Annotated in this window: 15 protein-coding genes; 12 read left to right on the plus strand and 3 right to left on the minus strand. The window is 64.5% G+C overall.

What is annotated here, in order from left to right; genetic code table 11:
- Positions 1-37: 37 nt before the first annotated feature.
- Genes DVU_RS02250 through trpA form a run of 7 tightly spaced genes read left to right on the plus strand, consistent with a single transcriptional unit; the run spans position 38 to position 6,863 of the window.
- Positions 38-1,636, plus strand: a complete 1,599-nt coding sequence (locus DVU_RS02250; protein WP_010937772.1) for an anthranilate synthase component I family protein — start codon at positions 38-40, stop codon at positions 1,634-1,636.
- A complete protein-coding gene (locus DVU_RS02255) occupies positions 1,617-2,246 on the plus strand; it encodes an anthranilate synthase component II (protein ID WP_010937773.1) in 630 nt (209 codons plus the stop codon). The genes DVU_RS02250 and DVU_RS02255 overlap by 20 nt, the downstream gene beginning before the upstream one ends.
- Positions 2,243-3,241 (plus strand): anthranilate phosphoribosyltransferase, encoded by a 999-nt coding sequence (trpD, locus tag DVU_RS02260; protein ID WP_010937774.1) that lies wholly within the window; start codon positions 2,243-2,245, stop codon positions 3,239-3,241. Before DVU_RS02255 ends, trpD begins: the two co-directional genes overlap by 4 nt.
- Complete coding sequence (locus DVU_RS02265; protein WP_010937775.1) at positions 3,234-4,007, plus strand: indole-3-glycerol-phosphate synthase; 774 nt, start codon at positions 3,234-3,236, stop codon at positions 4,005-4,007. The genes trpD and DVU_RS02265 overlap by 8 nt, the downstream gene beginning before the upstream one ends.
- 47 nt (positions 4,008-4,054) lie before the next feature.
- On the plus strand, positions 4,055-4,909 hold the full coding sequence (locus DVU_RS02270; protein WP_010937776.1) for a phosphoribosylanthranilate isomerase: 855 nt from the start codon (positions 4,055-4,057) through the stop codon (positions 4,907-4,909).
- Positions 4,906-6,093 (plus strand): tryptophan synthase subunit beta, encoded by a 1,188-nt coding sequence (gene trpB / locus DVU_RS02275; protein WP_010937777.1) that lies wholly within the window; start codon positions 4,906-4,908, stop codon positions 6,091-6,093. Before DVU_RS02270 ends, trpB begins: the two co-directional genes overlap by 4 nt.
- The gene (gene trpA / locus DVU_RS02280) at positions 6,090-6,863 is read left to right on the plus strand and encodes a tryptophan synthase subunit alpha (RefSeq protein ID WP_010937778.1); all 774 of its coding nucleotides are present in this window, start codon (positions 6,090-6,092) and stop codon (positions 6,861-6,863) included. The genes trpB and trpA overlap by 4 nt, the downstream gene beginning before the upstream one ends.
- A gap of 763 nt (positions 6,864-7,626) precedes the next feature.
- Here trpA and DVU_RS02285 read toward each other — a convergent pair.
- Both DVU_RS02285 and DVU_RS02290 read right to left on the minus strand, forming a co-directional pair.
- A complete protein-coding gene (locus tag DVU_RS02285; protein WP_010937781.1) occupies positions 7,627-8,676 on the minus strand; it encodes an IS481-like element ISDvu4 family transposase in 1,050 nt (349 codons plus the stop codon).
- A 105-nt stretch (positions 8,677-8,781) separates the two neighbouring features.
- Positions 8,782-9,222: an acyltransferase family protein gene (locus tag DVU_RS02290; RefSeq protein ID WP_010937782.1), complete on the minus strand. Its 441-nt coding sequence runs from the start codon at positions 9,220-9,222 to the stop codon at positions 8,782-8,784.
- A 329-nt stretch (positions 9,223-9,551) separates the two neighbouring features.
- Here DVU_RS02290 and icd point away from each other — a divergent pair, with 329 nt between their 5' ends.
- The 5 genes from icd (at position 9,552) to rfaD (ending at position 15,259) form a co-directional block, all read left to right on the plus strand.
- Positions 9,552-10,694 carry an NADP-dependent isocitrate dehydrogenase gene (gene icd / locus DVU_RS02295; protein ID WP_010937784.1) on the plus strand — a complete coding sequence of 381 codons (1,143 nt, stop codon included), beginning with the start codon at positions 9,552-9,554 and terminating at the stop codon, positions 10,692-10,694.
- Positions 10,695-10,792: 98 nt separating this feature from the next.
- Complete coding sequence (locus DVU_RS02300; RefSeq protein ID WP_010937785.1) at positions 10,793-11,656, plus strand: metallophosphoesterase family protein; 864 nt, start codon at positions 10,793-10,795, stop codon at positions 11,654-11,656.
- A gap of 123 nt (positions 11,657-11,779) precedes the next feature.
- Positions 11,780-13,279 (plus strand): protein kinase domain-containing protein, encoded by a 1,500-nt coding sequence (locus DVU_RS02305; RefSeq protein ID WP_010937786.1) that lies wholly within the window; start codon positions 11,780-11,782, stop codon positions 13,277-13,279.
- Positions 13,280-13,328: 49 nt separating this feature from the next.
- Positions 13,329-14,063: a YkgJ family cysteine cluster protein gene (locus DVU_RS02310; protein WP_223295130.1), complete on the plus strand. Its 735-nt coding sequence runs from the start codon at positions 13,329-13,331 to the stop codon at positions 14,061-14,063.
- A 224-nt stretch (positions 14,064-14,287) separates the two neighbouring features.
- The gene (gene rfaD / locus DVU_RS02315; RefSeq protein ID WP_010937788.1) at positions 14,288-15,259 is read left to right on the plus strand and encodes an ADP-glyceromanno-heptose 6-epimerase; all 972 of its coding nucleotides are present in this window, start codon (positions 14,288-14,290) and stop codon (positions 15,257-15,259) included.
- A gap of 120 nt (positions 15,260-15,379) precedes the next feature.
- Here the strand turns inward: rfaD and DVU_RS02320 are convergent, their stop codons facing one another.
- Positions 15,380-16,828, minus strand: a complete 1,449-nt coding sequence (locus DVU_RS02320; protein WP_010937789.1) for a response regulator — start codon at positions 16,826-16,828, stop codon at positions 15,380-15,382.
- Positions 16,829-16,931 lie beyond the last annotated feature (103 nt).

Consider the following 16,931-nt stretch of genomic DNA (forward strand, 5'->3'; position numbering starts at 1 on the left):
GGACGGCATCCCGGAAAGGCGACACGAGGAGAACGACATGGAGATGGACGACGCGAAAAGGCCCGCAGGCGCGAAACGGCGCACGGGCGGTGAAGAGGACGCAGGTCGTGTCGCCGGTCACGCCACGACGCAGGACAATGCTCATGCGATGCCCAGCACGCAAGCCGGCACGCAAGCCGGGGGCGCAGGTGCCCATGCGGATGCGAATCCGGCTGGATGCCCGGATGGGCGCATCGTGCTGCGGCAGTCGTGCAGCCTGCTTGAGGGCGATGTGGATACGCCCATCAGTCTGTTTCTGGGCATGGTGGGGTCGGGGCAGGGCATCCTGCTCGAGAGTGCCGAGGTGGACGGACGCTGGGGGCGTTACAGCATCATCGGCTTCAACTTCCTTCTGCGTCTCGGCTGTGCGGCAGGGCGGCTTGAGGTGGCAGTACGCGACCCGCGTCTTGCGGCACTGAAGGAGCTGGAGGGGATGCCCTTCATCGAGGGCGTGCGTGCCGTCATGCGGCGGCTGACCATCGAACCGGACCCCGACTTCGCCAACCAGCCGCCCATCACGCGAGCCCTGTACGGGTACATGGGCTACGGCGTGGCAGGTCTGCTCGAACCCAAACTCGCCCCGGTGCTACGGGCGGAAGCGGCAGAGGCGTGTCTTGCCCTGCCGGGCACGGTGGTGGTCTTCGACCATCTCTACAACCGCCTGACCATGCTCTCGCTCACCGACCGCAACGGTCTGCGCATCGACCGTTCGGTGCTCGACCGTGCGCCGCAGACGCCGGAGGTGGGGCCCACCCGCGCGGTGCCCGACGAGTCAGCCTACAAGCGCGCCGTGGAGCGCACCCGCGAGATGATCCGGCAGGGCGAGGCCATACAGGTGGTGCTCTCCACGCGGTTCCAGGCGTCCTTCAATGGCGACCCCTTCACGCTGTACCGCAGACTGCGACGCATCAACCCCTCGCCCTACATGTTCTTCATGCGCCTGCCGGGTGTCTCGCTGCTGGGTTCGTCGCCGGAGGTGATGGTGCGTTGCAGCAAGGGGCGGTTGCAGGTCAGCCCCATCGCCGGAACCCGTCCGCGCGGGGTCGATGACGTCGAAGACGCGCGCCTCGCGGCGGAATTGCTCGATGACCCCAAGGAACGCGCCGAACATGTCATGCTGGTCGACCTCGGGCGCAACGACCTCGGGCGCATCGCCGCCCCCGGTACGGTGCAGGTCGAGCGGTTCATGGAGGTGGAGAAGTTCTCGCACGTCATGCACCTCACCTCGCGGGTGACCGCAGACCTCGCAGAGGGGCACGACGCACTGGACGTGCTGACGGCCACGTTTCCGGCAGGCACGGTGAGTGGTGCCCCCAAGGTGCGCGCCATGGAAATCATCGCCGAGGCCGAAGGACAGCCGCGCGGCCCCTATGCCGGGTGCATAGGCTGGTTCGGACTCGACCGTGACAGCGTGAGTCTCGACACCGGCATCACCATCCGCAGCATGTGGGTGCGCGAGGGGCAGGTGCACTGGCAGGCGGGGGCGGGCATCGTGTTCGACTCGAAACCCGCCGCGGAATGGAAGGAGTGCTGCAACAAGGCGGCGGCCATGCGTGCCGCACTGGATGGAGGCTGTCATGTTCCTGCTCATCGATAACTACGACTCGTTCACCTTCAATCTGGTGCAGGCGTTCTACGGTCTGGGCCTCGCCCCGGTGGTGGTGCGCAACGACGACCCCGCCCTTGTGGCATGCGCGACACGGCCCGACCTCGACATGGTGTGCATCTCGCCGGGGCCAAGCCATCCGCGCAACGCCGGTGGGTGCCTCGCCTTTCTCGACGTGCTGCCCCGTACGGTGCCTGTCCTCGGCGTGTGCCTCGGGCATCAGGTTCTGGGATTGTACGCGGGGGCCACGGTGGAGGTGGGGCCGCGCATCATGCACGGCAAGACCTCGGACATCACCCATGACGGCGCGGGACTCTTCGCGGGACTGCCGCAGCCCATGACGGTGGGGCGGTACCATTCGCTCATCGTGCGGGCCGAAGAGAAGCCCGACCTTCTCGAGGTGACCGCCCGTACGCCCGAAGGCGAGGTCATGGCCATGCGCTACCGCGACAGGCCGTGGGTGGGCGTACAGTTCCATCCCGAATCGGTGCTCACGCCGGACGGTGTGCGGCTTCTGGGCAATTTCCCGGCAATGACGGGCGGCAGCTGCCCCCGCATGACGCCGCATGGTGCGACCGTGCGGCAGGAGGTGACGGCATGACCGCCATAGCGACCATCCTCGAGACGCTTGCCACCGGGTGCGACCTGCATCCCGAGATGGCGGGCGCAGGCTTCGCCAGTCTCATGGACGGCGACATGACACCGGCGCAGGCGGGCTCGTTCCTCATGGGACTGCGCATGAAGGGCGAGACCGCCGACGAGATGACAGAGGCCGTGCGCGCGGCGCTGGCCCGTGCAGTGACGGTGCGCGGTGTCGATGCGCCAAGCATCGACATCGTGGGAACGGGCGGCGACGGCCGTTCGTCGTTCAATTGTTCCACCGCCACGGCACTCACGCTGGCGGGCATGGGCCACAAGGTGGTCAAGCACGGCAACCGGGCGGTCTCGTCCAGTTGCGGCAGCGCCGACGCCATCGAAGGGCTGGGCCTGCCGCTGGAGGTGGACGCTGCCGACGTGCCCGCCATGCTGCATGAGCGCGGTTTCGCCTTTCTCTTCGCGCCGCGCTTCCATCCCGCCTTCAGGCACGTGATGCCCATCCGCCGCGAACTGGGTGTGCGTACCCTCTTCAACCTGCTGGGGCCGCTTCTCAACCCGGCTCGGCCTACGCACATGCTGCTTGGCGTGGCGCGCGAGTCGCTCATGCCGCTCATGGCCGAGACACTGCGGCGTACCGGCGCGGCCCGCGCTGCCGTGGTGTTCGGGGCGGGCGGCTATGACGAGTTGACGCCGCTGGGCCCCGCGCGGGTGCTGTTCCTGCGTGACGGCATCGTGTCCGAACATGAGGTCGATCCTGCTCGCTACGGTATCGCGCCATGCACCCCCGAAGACCTCGTGGTGCGTGACAGGGAGGAGGCCGTGCGGGTGCTGCGTGAACTCCTTTCGGGCGCAGGCCCGCAGGCCATGCGCGACATGCTGGTATTCAACGTGGGCATGGCCCTGCACCTGCTGCACGACGACAGGCCCCTTGAAGACTGCATGAACGAGGCACGCCGCGCCGTGCACGCAGGCGCGGGAAGGAAGGTGCTCCATGCTTGAACGTTTCCGCGCCGCCAAGCGGCATGAGGTGGACAAACTGGAGCAATGCGCCCGCCGTGGCGGTCTGCCTGCGCCTTTCGCAGGCCCGCGCCCCGCGTTCGGTACTGCCCTGCGCGGCGACGGTCTTGCCGTCATCGCCGAGTACAAGCGGGCCTCGCCCTCATGCGGGGTCATCGACACGAAGCTGACTCCCGAAGAGGTGGCCACGGCCTATGAGGCGGGCGGGGCCACCGCCATCTCGGTACTCACCGAGGAAGTGCACTTCAGGGGTGAGCTTTCATACCTCGGCCGCATGACCGCGCCGGGTCTGCCCCTGCTGCGCAAGGACTTCATCATGCACCCCTTGCAGGTGACGGCCACGGCCGCCACACCCGCCTCGGCCCTGCTGCTCATCGTGCGCCTCACGCCCGACGCGGCCCTGTTGCGCGACCTGCGTGAACAGGCAGAGGCGCAAGGCATGGACGCCGTGGTGGAGGTCTTCGACACCGACGACCTCGACATCGCAAGGGCATCGGGGGCGCGCATCATTCAGGTCAACGCCCGCGACCTCGACACGCTCAAGGTGAGCATGCCTGCCTGCCTTGGCATGGGCGTCTTGCGCGATGCGGCGGAGACGTGGGTGGCGGCCAGCGGGATGTCTGCCCCGGAACACCTCGCCGCCGCAGCCACCGCCGGGTACGACGCGGCACTGGTGGGCACGGCCCTGATGCGCGGGGGCGACCCCGGTGCGGCCCTGCGTGCACTGCTGGGGCGGGAGGCGGCGTGACGTCCCGGACGGATGTTTCGCCTCTGCTGCCCGCCCTGCCGGGGGGGATGGCGTCCCCGGCGCTGTCGCCGGATGAACCTGATGAACCGGGTGTATCGGGGGAATCGGGTGCATCGGGTGAACCGGGTGCCAGCACGTCTCGCCAGACCCGCCTGCGGGTCAAGGTGTGCGGACTCACCCGGCAAGAGGATGCCGCCAGCTGCGCACGTCTTGGCGTACACCTTGGCGGGTTCATCTTCCACGCGTCGAGTCCCCGAAACGTCGACCCGGCGTGCGTGGCGGACATGGACACGGGGAGGATGCTGCGGGTGGGCGTGTTCGTGCGTCAGTCCGTGGATGAGGTGGTGCGCACGATGCGCGTGGCGCGTCTGCACATGGCCCAGCTGCATGGCGGGCAGGATGTGGCGTTCTGCAAGGAACTTGTCGCGGCACTGGCAGACATCCTGCCCGAGGTGCTCTCGGGGATGTCGCCCTCGTCGGGCGGTGAACACGCCGACTCGCCGCACGACATGGCCCGTGGCCGCCTTCTGCGTGCCGTGTGGCCCGCAAGACATGCCACCACAGTGTCGTTTGAGCATGAACTTGCGACGCTGGCCCCGTATGTCGGGCACTTCGTGTTCGATGCGGGCACTGCGGGCGGCGGTCATGGCGCGACACTGCCGTGGGATGCGCTGGAGGGGATGTCCTGCCCGCGCCCGTGGCTGCTGGCCGGGGGCCTCGGGCCGGATAACGTGGAAAGGGCCGTGCGGGCCTGTCACCCGTGGGGGGTCGATCTCAATTCCGGCGTCGAATCGGCCCCCGGCATCAAGGACATGCAACGAATCGAAAACGCCCTCGTCGCCCTTGCGGCGTGCGGCGATGTCAGCGGGCCTGAAGCCCGCATCGGAGATGCAAGGTCATGAAGAAAGGTTACTTCGGCGATTTCGGCGGCAGGTTCGTGCCTGAACTGCTGATGCCGCCCCTGATGGAGATTGAGGCGGCCATGCGCGACATCATGCCCACGCAGGCATTCCGCCATGAGCTTGACGACCTGCTGCACAACTTCGCAGGGCGTGAGACCCCCCTCACCCGGTGCGACACCCTGTCGCGTGAACTCGGCTGCACCCTGTGGCTGAAACGTGAAGACCTGCTGCACACCGGGGCGCACAAGGTGAACAACACCCTCGGGCAGGCGTTGCTGGCCCGGCGCATGGGCAAGACGCGTCTCGTGGCGGAGACCGGCGCGGGGCAGCATGGCGTGGCCACCGCAGCGGCGGCGGCACGGCTGGGGCTGTCGTGCATCGTCTTCATGGGGGCGGTGGATGTGGAACGCCAGTCCGCCAACGTCATGCGCATGAAGCTGCTGGGGGCGGAGGTCGTGCCCGTGGAAAGCGGCACGCGCACCCTCAAGGACGCCATCAACGAGACCCTGCGCTACTGGATAGCGGAACAGGGCAGTACGCACTACTGCTTCGGCACGGCGGCGGGGCCGCACCCCTTCCCCACGCTGGTGCGCGACTTTCAGGCTGTCATCGGTCACGAGACCCGGCGGCAGATGCTGGAACGCACGGGTGCGCTGCCCGACATGGTGGTGGCGTGCGTGGGCGGCGGTTCCAATGCCATCGGCATGTTCCACGCCTTCGTGGACGATGCGGACGTGCGCATCGTGGGTGTCGAGGCCGCAGGCACGGGCGAACCGGGGTGCTACAACTCCGCACCCATCAACCTTGGGTCGCCGGGGGTGCTGCATGGCAACCGTACCATGCTGCTACAGGACGGCGACGGACAGATACTGCCGTCGCACTCCGTCTCGGCGGGACTCGACTACCCCGGTGTGGGGCCGGAACATGCCCATCTCGGGGCCACGGGGCGCGTGGTCTACGGCATGGTCACCGACACGCAGGCGCTTGCCGCATTCAAGGCACTCACCCGCGCCGAGGGCATCATCCCCGCGCTGGAATCGTCGCACGCGGTGGCATGGGTGCTTGAGAACCCGCATCTGCTGCCGCAGGGCGGCAATGTGGTGGTGAACCTTTCGGGACGTGGCGACAAGGATATGGACATCGTGCGGGAACACCTGTTCCCCAGCTTGGGAGGCAAGGCATGAGCGCGTCACGTCTCGAACGGCGCATTCGCGAGGCACAGGCGGCGGGGCGTCCCGCCCTCATCCCCTTTCTGACGGCGGGCTTCCCGACGAAAGAACGCTTCTGGGATGAACTCGAGGCCCTCGACGCGGCAGGGGCCGACATCATCGAAGTGGGCGTGCCCTTCTCCGACCCCGTGGCGGACGGCCCGGTGGTGGCGGCCGCCTCGCAGCGCGCGCTGGAGTCCGGTGTGACGCTGCGCTGGATCATGGACGGACTGGCGGCCCGCAAGGGCAGGCTGCGTGCAGGGCTTGTGCTGATGGGGTACCTCAACCCGTTCATGCAGTACGGCTTCGAGCGTTTCGTGAGCGATGCGGCGGACGCAGGCGTGGCGGGGTGCATCATCCCCGACCTGCCACTGGATGAGGACGCCGACCTGCGGGCACTGCTTGCCGCGCGGGACATGGACCTCATAGCGCTGGTGGGGCCCAACACGGGCGAAGGGCGTATGCGCGAGTATGCCGCCGTCGCCTCGGGCTACGTCTATGTGGTGTCGGTCATGGGCACCACGGGCGTGCGGGACGGCCTGCCCGTGGAGGTGGCGGACACGCTGGCGCGGGCACGTCAGTGCTTCTCCATCCCCGTGGCGCTCGGTTTCGGCATCAGCCGTCCAGCGCAACTGGAGGGGCTGTCACATCCGCCCGACGCCGTCATCTTCGGTTCTGCCCTGTTGCGTCATCTCGACGCGGGCGGCGACGCCGCCTCGTTCATGAAGGCGTGGGCGGAGAGATAAGGGTGACTGAGGGCGGCCTTCGGGCCGCCCGTTTCTGTGTTGTTCCCGTTTCTTGGCCACATGGACGGGGGGCACGTCGCTGTACTGCAAGGTCGGTGCGCCATGGCGCGCGGCCTCAAGGCAGATTGAGCGTGAAGATGACCATGCCCACGCATTATCTGGGTGGATGAAGCCTTTTACAGTCACCTTATGCCAAGCCACCGGGGCGTGCCCTCTTGGTGATGAATCGGGTGGCGATGCTTAAAAGAACACTGATACACAAACAAAGTATGAAGGTGACAGGCGTGGTCACGAAGATACTGCCAGCAAGGCCGTGGAGTGTGATTGAGGGAAAAGCAAGAAATGAGAAAGGTTTAAGGAAAAAGGCAGCATGCAGAAGGTATATATTGAACGTGTGCTTTGAAAGCGTTGTCAATATGCTGCATTGATGGTTGCATGTCTGCTTTATGAGCAAAAAGGCAATCGATGTGAGAGCGAATATAAGTATAGAATCTTTTGTAAGGAATTTTGCAAGATACAGTGTGTCATCATATGATGAAATGGTTGCTGTAGCGTATGTTGCGATATATGTGATTGAAAACCATTTCAATAAGGTAATGCTCTTAAATCGATTGGGGCTGACGGCGAGATGATGTCCGGTGACAAAGTATAATCCATATACCGTGAATATGATATTCTTGACAGGAAATATAATACCTAACCACTGAGCAATGTACAGAGATAGTATTCACCTGACACTTGCCGTACCCGGCTGGGGCGCTGATCAGGCTGCGTAGTGTCCTTCGTTGTCTTCTTTCGGCTGCCCTTCGGGACGGCTATCAAGGAAGGCTTGATAGGGTGTCCGGCCGCTCATGTTTCTGCCTTGGTGTGCCCGCTCGTGGTTATAGTGGCGCAAGTAGGCGTCAAGGTCTGCCTGCATTTCATCCAGAGACTCATACCAGTTTTTTCGCCCCTGAATCCTGAAATGCTCGTCGAGCAATGTCCTGTGCAGCCGCTCCACAAAGCCGTTGCTTTGCGGACGTCTGACGCGGGTTGTCCGGTGCTCGATATTTTCCAGTTGCAGGAATAGTTCGTAGGGGTGTCTGTCAGGACGCCCGCAGAATTCCCGGCCATTATCCGAAAGCACTGTGACGACCGGCGTGTCGTGCTCCTCGAAAAAGGGCAGCACGGACTCGTTGAGCATGTGTACCGCCGTAACCGGCAGCTTGCTGGTGTACAGTCTGCCGAAGGCGTAGCGGCTGTGGCAGTCGATGGCCGATTGCAGATAGATTTTCCCCACGCCCTTCAGCGTGCCTACGAAAAACGTATCCACGGCCACCAGATCGCCGCTGCACCGGGTTTCGATATGGCGCTCCCGGAATTCCGGGCTGAATCGCTCCAAGGTGCGAACCTGGTCGTCATTCAGGGCGATTCCGGTATCACGCACATGCCGCTCCAGGCGCAGCAGCCGTTCATGTCGGGTCAGCATCCCGTTGCGGCTCCAGACACCCCGCACGCCCCCGGAACTGACCTGAACACCTTGCAAAACCAACTGTTGGGCCACGCGGACGGGGCCATGCGTCGGAAATTCAAGGCTGTACGCCAAAATCCTATCCTCTGTCGCCTCGTCCACCCGGTTCGGGTGTGGTTCTCGTGGCCCCGGCAGGCGGTCCACAAGCCCTTCTGCGCCAAACGTCTGGTAATTACGGCGGATTTCATAGAACTGCTGCCGCGAATACCCCATGATGCGGCACGCCTTGCTCACGTTGTCGAGTTCGCTTGCAAGCTCTAGCAGGCTCAACTTCCTTCGTGCTACCTTCTTGCCTGTGGTCATGTCGGATTCCTTGCTGGTGGTTGATGAAGCTTCGCAACCTCATCGCTACCCCAGTCGGGAACGGCATGACCACTTCCTTTTGAAGGGCCTACTGTCAGGTAATAACTAGCTCAGCACATCTCTCGCAATAACGACGAGCACGGGAAGAACGACCATATAGCCAATGTAAATCCACATGAACCATAAGTGGAATCCTGGGTTGCTTCCAATATTGTAAAATACTCCAGCGAGATAATCCCGCTGATCGAGAAGAAGTATACCCAGTATTTTGTAAAGAACTAGAGAAAGTAGGGTTGGCACAACATAGCGCCAAAGCGTTTTTCTGTAGTGTTGACCGATGTCGTCGATGCGTTCAGGTATGACTGCACCGGCAAGCATGAAGAACATGGGGACTGCGAGATGGGTGATGACGGCATTTCCCATGGCTACGAACCATAATGGTGAACCCAGAAAATTAGATACCCATGGAGAAGTGCAGTGCAAATTGATGACAGCGAAGCACGCGATAACCTTTAGGGCGTCTATGTATGCAATACGTTCCTTCATGTGGTGTGTCGTGTGATAGTTGTGATGTTGGTGCGGTGCTTACAGAATCTTGCGTGGCCACTCGGTCCAGGCACGAGTTTGTTTGGGGCATGAGCCCCAAGATGCGCAGAGTGCTGGACGGGCAAGCTTCTGATACCTTTTGTTTTTGGTGTGTTACATGCTTTTACGTTAAATGCATCCCAAATGTCCACGTGTAACGGGTGTGTCGTTGTTTTTGACAAAAAAGGTGATTCGAGATAGGCCATTGCCTCGCCCCCGGCGCCAAGTGGCCCGGCACGATACCAGAACCCCGCACGCCTGACGTGCGGGGTTTCCACAAAGGAGCGGTCATGCGTAAGACGGTCTACTGGATTGAAGGTGACGGCATCGGACCCGAGGTGTGGAAGGCTGCCCGCCCGGTCATCGACGCTGCGGTGGAGAAGTCCTACGGCGACTCGCGCTCCATCGAATGGAAGGAACTGCTGGCGGGCGAGAAGGCCCACCGCGAGACGGGCGAATACCTGCCCCAGTCCACGCTCGATACGCTGGCGACGGCTGAACTTGCCATCAAGGGGCCGCTGGGCACCCCGGTGGGCAAGGGTTTTCGCAGCCTGAACGTGACCATGCGCCAGACGCTGGACCTGTACGCCTGCATCCGGCCCATCAGGTACTTCGACGGCATCATGTCTCCGGTGAAGCGTCCCGACCTCGTGGACATGGTGGTCTTTCGCGAGAACACCGAAGACGTGTACGCGGGCATTGAGTACCGCGCGGGCACGCCCGAGGCCAAGCGTCTCATCGCCTTCCTGCGTGATGAACTGGGGGCGAAGGTCGACATCGAAGCCGCCGTGGGCATCAAGCCCATGACGGAGAAGGGCAGCAAGCGTCTCGTGCGCCGCGCCCTGCGCTTCGCCATCGACCAGAAGCGGCCCAATCTCACGCTGGTACACAAGGGCAACATCATGAAGTTCACCGAGGGTGGCTTCCGCGAGTGGGGCTACGAGGTGGCGCGTGACGAATTCGCCGACCTCACCACCACGGAGACCGAGGGCACCGCGGGGCGCCTCGTGGTCAAGGACCGCATCGCCGACGCCATGTTCCAGGAGGTGCTCATCCGCCCCCAGCAGTACAGCGTCATCGCCACGTCCAACCTCAACGGCGACTACATCTCCGACGCGCTGGCTGCGCAGGTGGGCGGCCTCGGCCTCGCCCCCGGCGTGAACATGTCCGACAGCCTCGCCTTCTTCGAGGCCACCCACGGCACCGCCCCCACCATCGCAGGGCAGGACAAGGCCAACCCCGGCAGCCTCATCCTCTGCGGTGCGCTCATGCTGGAACACATGGGCTGGAACGAAGCGGCAGAACGCATCTACAAGGCCGTCAACGAGGCCATCGCCTCGCGGCGCGTCACCGTCGACCTCGCCACGCAGATGGAGAACGCCACCACCGTGGGCACGGTCGCCTTCGGTGACATCGTGACAGCCGGACTGTAGAAGGTCCTGCGCCAACAAGGTCATTCCCGGCCCCCGCCGCTTCGTGCGACGGGGGCCGTCTGCTTTCCAAGCCGGGGCGGGCCTGCTATCAGTCGTCCATGCGACTCGTCGTACTCTCCGACATCCACGGCAACCTCGGTGCATTCGAGGCGGTACTCGCCGACATCGCGACGCAGGACGTGGATGACATCATCTCGCTGGGTGACAATGTGGGCTACGGCCCCGACCCCGGCCCTGTGCTGCGTCTGCTGCGTCAACGAGGCATCGATTCCGTGCTGGGCAACCACGAGGCGGCCATCGCCGACAGGCGTAGGCGGCGCAGGTTCAACAGCCAGTCCCGCGAGGCACTCGACCTCACCGAGGCGTGGCTTGATGCGGACGGGCGGGCCTGCATCGCGTCCATGCCTCCGGTGTTGCTGCGCCACGGGTGCCGTTTCGTACACGGTATGCCGCCGGACTCGCCTTTCACCTATCTCTTCGAATTCATGGGGCGGCGACTGCCCAAGGTCTTCACCCTCTTCGCGGAGGCCTTGTGCTTTGTAGGGCATACGCACGACCTCGAAGTGCTGCGCTGCGACGAGACGGGTGCGGTCGCCTCCGTGCTGCTGCCCACGGCGTCACCGGACGTGGCGGGCCAGATGCCTCCCGGCCCGTTACCCGGCCCGTCACCCGACGCGACACTCGCAACGTCACCCGGTGCGCAGCCTGAAGGCCTGACCCTCTCCACAGCAAGTCCGCGCGTGACCGTGCAGACCCTTGTCCTAGATGCCGGGGCGCGTCATCTCGTCAACGTGGGTAGCGTCGGGCAACCGCGTGATGGCGACCCGCGTGCCAAGTATGTCGTATGGGACGACACGGCGCGCACCCTCACCGTGCGGCGTGTCGCCTATGACGTGGCGGCGGCGGTGCGTCGCTTCGCCGAGGCGGGGGTGGCACAGCGGTACATCGACAGGCTGGGCTGATTCGATCGGCTTGCGTAGAGTTTGCGATGCGTTGCCGGTCGCTGGGCGTCAGTGACCGGCGTGCCGGGCTGCGCCGGTGGGGACACTTTCAGGCTGAATAGATTTCCTGCGAGAGAGACTGAAATGAAGATAGGACGTTACGAAGTCTGCGGTTTACTGGGCCGTGGTGGCATGGGCGTGGTGTACAAGGTGCGCCAGCCTGTGACAGGCCGGGTGGCTGCCCTCAAGCTGCTGAAGCCCGCTGACATCCTCGTCGACCTCGCGGGCATGGACGCCCTGCGAGAGGGCTTCCTGCACGAGGCCACAGTCATGGCGTCGCTGGACCATCCACATGTGGCGGCGGTGTGGGATGTGGACGAGGCGGGCGGGCTGCCCTTCTTCGTCATGGAATACTATTGCCTCAATCTCGGCTTGCTCATGGGCGAAAGCTACCGCGTGGAGGCCCCCACACGACGCCTGCCGCTGGAGAGGGCCGTGCGCTATGCACGCCAGACGCTGGAGGCGTTGCGCCGGATGCACCATGAGGGCATCGTCCATCGTGACGTGAAGCCCTTCAACATCATGGTGACGGGTGACGATGCGGTGAAACTCATCGACTTCGGGCTTTCGCGCCTGCGGGGTGAGACGCGTCTCTCGCCGCGTGGGGTGAAGGTGGGGTCGCCGTACTACGCACCGCCTGAACAGGAGTCCGCACCCGATGCCGTGGACGCGCGGGCCGACCTGTACCCGGTGGGGGTGATGCTCTTCCGGATGCTCACGGGCGTATTGCCCACCGATGAAGAGCGCATGAAGGATGGACGCATCCCCCGTGCCAGTGCCCTTTCCGATGAACTCGATGAAGGGTGGGATGCCTTCTTCGATACCGCCATGGCAGCCGACCCTGCGCGTCGCTTTCCCGATGCGGCATCCATGCTGGCGGCACTCGCCCGTTGCGAGGCCGCATGGCGGAAGCAGGTCGAGGCCACCTGCCGACTTATACCTGAACAGGCTGCGGGGCCGGGGGATGCCAGCGATATGCGGCATGATGCCGGGCACGAATCCGTACAGGCGGGCCAGACTGATGAGACCGGTCAGGCAGGACAGGCGGGTCAGGCAGGACAGGCAGTCACGTGCGAAGGCGCGCCAGCCGCGTCGGGCGGTGTGCGGTGCCGCCCGGTGAAGGTGGGGGTGCACGAGGCCCGCGCGACGTTCGCGCTTGATGCCCTCTGGCGTCCCGCCTCAGCGGCGAGGCAGGGGCTGGAGGCCCGAGACGACGGCACGGTGTCCCATGCGGCCACGGGGCTACAATGGGAGACCGGAGGCTGCGATTTCCCGCTCACGCGTGACGAGGCGGAGGCCTATGTCGAGGCCCGCAACGCCCTTCGTTTCGCGGGGCATGACGACTGGCGCTTGCCCACGGTGGATGAACTCCTCACACTCGTGGACGCTGGCGTCACCGTGGGAGACCCGTGCGTCGCCTCGGTCTTCGCGCCGTTACCCGACCCGCTGTGGACAAGCGACCGCAAATCCTACATGGCCTCGTGGTTCGTGAGTGCTGCCATGGGGTTCGTGGGCTGGCAGGATGATACGTGCCGTTTCGGGGTACGTCTGGTGCGGGGCGGGAGTGCCCGGTGCCGGGAGTGATGCCCGGACGGGCAGTGACGATGACGCATGACATTGTTGAACGGGAGGCATGATGGTGTTCATGGAACAGCCGGGCATGGCAGATGGTACGCCCGGCGACGAGACGGCCTGTCAGGGATGCGGCACCTGTTGCCGTAAGGGTGGCCCGACCTTGCATGCCGAGGACATGCCGCTGTTCGAGGCGGGACATTTTGTGCGTGAGCACTGTCTCACGTTGCGGCGTGGCGAGTTGGCGCGTGATGATGTGGCGGAAGCGCTAGTCCCGCTTGAGGCCGAACTCGTCAAGTTCAGGGGCAGTCGGCCCGGTCTGTGGGCGTGTCAGTTCTTGCGCCCCGGCGAACGTGGCTGTTCGGTCTACGCGCATCGTCCCGTCGAATGCCGCGCCCTGCTGTGTCGTGACACACGCGCCATCATCGACCTTTCACCGCGTGACCGGGTCACGCGGGCTGACGTGCTGCGCGCCACGGGTGCCCCGGCTGCATGGCTTGACGTGGCCGAAGCCCATGAGGATGCGTGCGGTTGCGCCCGTAGCCTCGCCCCTGCCCTCGCGGTACGCGCTGCACCCGATGACGGGGCTGCGTGCGAGGCGTTTCTCGACCTCGTGCGTCTCGACATCGCCTATCGCCAGATAGCCAATGAACGGGCTGACGTCCCGCCGTCCGAGATGGACTTCCTGTTCGGTCGCCCCCTGTTCGTCACTGCATCCATGTACGGCTTGTCTGTCCGTCAGAACGCCGGGGGACTTGTCGTGACGGTGGAGGGGCCGTTGCCGTTCGAGATGTGACAGGCGCAGTGCATGTCTGCCCTGCGATGACGGGCAGCACGGGTGGCGCTCATGCCAACGATGGCACGGCAAGGGCGGCACGGCGCGGGCTGCGCGTCGGGCTTGAACGTCGGCGGCGCATACCGTATCCAGCGTGCAGCGGTTGACGTGCGGCCCGTCTGACAGGCGCACGTCAACCTGTACCCAGATAACGTCATGCGCACGGCGCATGTAAGGAGAGGCTCATGTACATCGTCACCGGAGGCGCGGGTTTCATCGGCAGTGCCATGGTCTGGAAGCTGAACGAGATGGGCATAGAGGACATCGTCGTCGTCGACAACCTGTCCACCAGCGAGAAGTGGAAGAACCTCGTCAATCGCCGCTATGTCGACTACGTCCATCGCGACACCTTCATGGACATGGTGCTGCATGGCGACCTGCCGTGGGATGTGGATGCCGTGGTGCACATGGGGGCGTGTTCCGCCACCACCGAACGCGACGCCGACTTCCTCATGGAGAACAACCTGCGTTACAGCCGCATGTTGTGTGAATTGTGCATGGAGACGGGCGCACGCTTCATCAACGCCAGCAGCGCGGCGACCTACGGTGACGGCAGCCTCGGTTTCTCCGACGACGATACCACCATGCTGCGCCTCAAGCCGCTGAACATGTACGGCTACTCGAAGCAGCTGTTCGACCTCTGGGCGTACCGCGAAGGCAGACTCGACGGCATCGCCAGCCTGAAGTTCTTCAACGTCTACGGGCCCAACGAATACCACAAGGGCGACATGCGCAGTGTCATCTGCAAGGCCTACGCACAGATAGGGCAGGAGGGCGTCATGCGCCTGTTCCGTTCGTGCCATCCCGATTACGCCGATGGCGGGCAGATGCGCGACTTCATCTACGTGAAGGATTGCGTGGAGGTCATGTGGTGGCTGTTGCAGAACCCCGGCGTCAACGGCGTGTTCAACGTGGGCACCGGCAAGGCGCGCACGTGGAACGACCTCGTCACCGCGGTGTTCCGCGCCATGGACCGTGAACCGGTCATCGAGTACATCGACATGCCTGAACAACTGCGCGGCAAGTACCAGTCGTTCACCGAAGCCACCATGGGCAAGCTGCGCGACGCGGGCTGCCCGGTACGTTTCACTGAACTGGAGGATGGCGTCACCGAATACGTGCGCCGGTACCTCGCCGCGGCCGACCCCCACCTGTAGGGGGGCAGGGCATACGACCTGCGCCGCAGGCATGCTGCATCGATCGAAAGGCCACCGGAGACGGTGGCCTTTTGCGTGATGTGCGCCTTCCTGCGCCTGTCGTACCGGGGGCGCAGGGCGTTACTGTCGCGATTCCGGAGTGGTCACAGGGTGTTCGGGCACGTCGAGGATGAAAGAGGTCGTACCGTCGTCCTTGTCCGTGGTGAGTGCGAAACCCAGACGGCTGGCAAGCCTGTAGGCCACGGCGAGGGAGCGCGCATAGCCGCTCACGTCGTCCACCTCGGCCTGTGCGTGGGTCGTGGCGGGAGGGAAGGACACGGTCAGGCGTTGCCCGCCTTCGCCCGGATGGATGGCTATCTGTGTCAGCCCTCCCGGTGAACCGTTGTCGAAGGCCGTGGTGAGCAGGGCAAGCAGCAGTTGCGCCACAAGGTCCTCATCGGTGACCACGGGCGGAAGGTCGGGGGCTGCCTCGAAGCCGAGTCGAAAGGCGCGGCGCATGGCGATGGGGCGCATCATGTCGACGCAGAACCCCGCCACCTCATCAAGGCGGCACGGGCGGTGCGGATGGGCCACGGGCATGAGGCGCGCATGGATGCCGTCGATGAGCCCTTCGAGTTTGGCGGCCTCTTCGAGGATGACGTCGGCCTCGGGGGCTTCGGGGCACCGGCGTTTCAGGGCGCGTGCGAACCCGGCGAGGGCGAACACCGGGTTGCGGAATTCATGGGCCACCTCGTCGGTGACGGCTGCGAGGGTGTTAAGCCGGGTCTGCTGTCCGAGAAGGCGTTCGATGAACATCCGTTCTGTCAGGTCGACGAGGACGCCCTCGATACGTCCGGGCATCCCGCTGTCGGGTCGGGGTGACGGTTCGTAGGTGAAACGGGCCTGAAGCGGTACGGGGTAGCCGCCGCTGTGCATGAAGCGGAATTCCAGCCCGAAGGCCCCTGCGGGGCTGCGTAGCGCCTGCGTGAAGGCGGCCCTGACCTGTGGTGCGTCGTCAGGATGCAGGTTGGCCACGAACCAGCCGGGAACGGCGAGTGCCTCATGGGCTGACCAGCCAAGGAGACTGCGGACGGAGTTGTTGATGAAGGTCAGGTTCAGTCCCTCGTCGAGGGCGAAGACCAGTACCGGAAGGTGATGCACAAGTTCCTGATAGCGCATCTCGGCGGAGTGCAGCAGGGTGCGCAGCCGCTTGCGCTCGAGGCAGTTGGTGATGGTCACGCCAAGCATGTCGAGGTCGGGCAGGGGCTTGGTGAGGTAGTCCCATGCTCCGAGTCTGAAGGCGGCGATGGCATCGCCGATGTCGGCCCTGCCGGAGACCACCACGACAGGGAGGCCGGGGTGGCGGTCGTTGAGCATGGCCAGCAGGTCTTCGCCGCTGATGCCCGGAATGCCGAGGTCGAGCAGGATGAGGTCGGGCGGGCCGCGCTGGATGATTTCGAGTGCCCTGTGTGCGTCTCCGGCTTCAGAGACGGTGTAGCCCGCATCTTCGAGCCATGCGACGACAGACGCGCGCAAGGATTCGTCGTCTTCCACGGTAAGGATATGCGGGGGCGTCGTGCCGTTCTGCATGGTTCACACTCCGGGCCGATGATGCGCGTGAGCGGCTTCGCCCACGGCGGGACGAAGGCTGGTACAGCAAACCAAGCGTAGCCGCTTCGGCGCGGGAGGGGAA

This window comes from Nitratidesulfovibrio vulgaris str. Hildenborough, from assembly GCF_000195755.1.
Classification (GTDB): domain Bacteria; phylum Desulfobacterota; class Desulfovibrionia; order Desulfovibrionales; family Desulfovibrionaceae; genus Nitratidesulfovibrio; species Nitratidesulfovibrio vulgaris.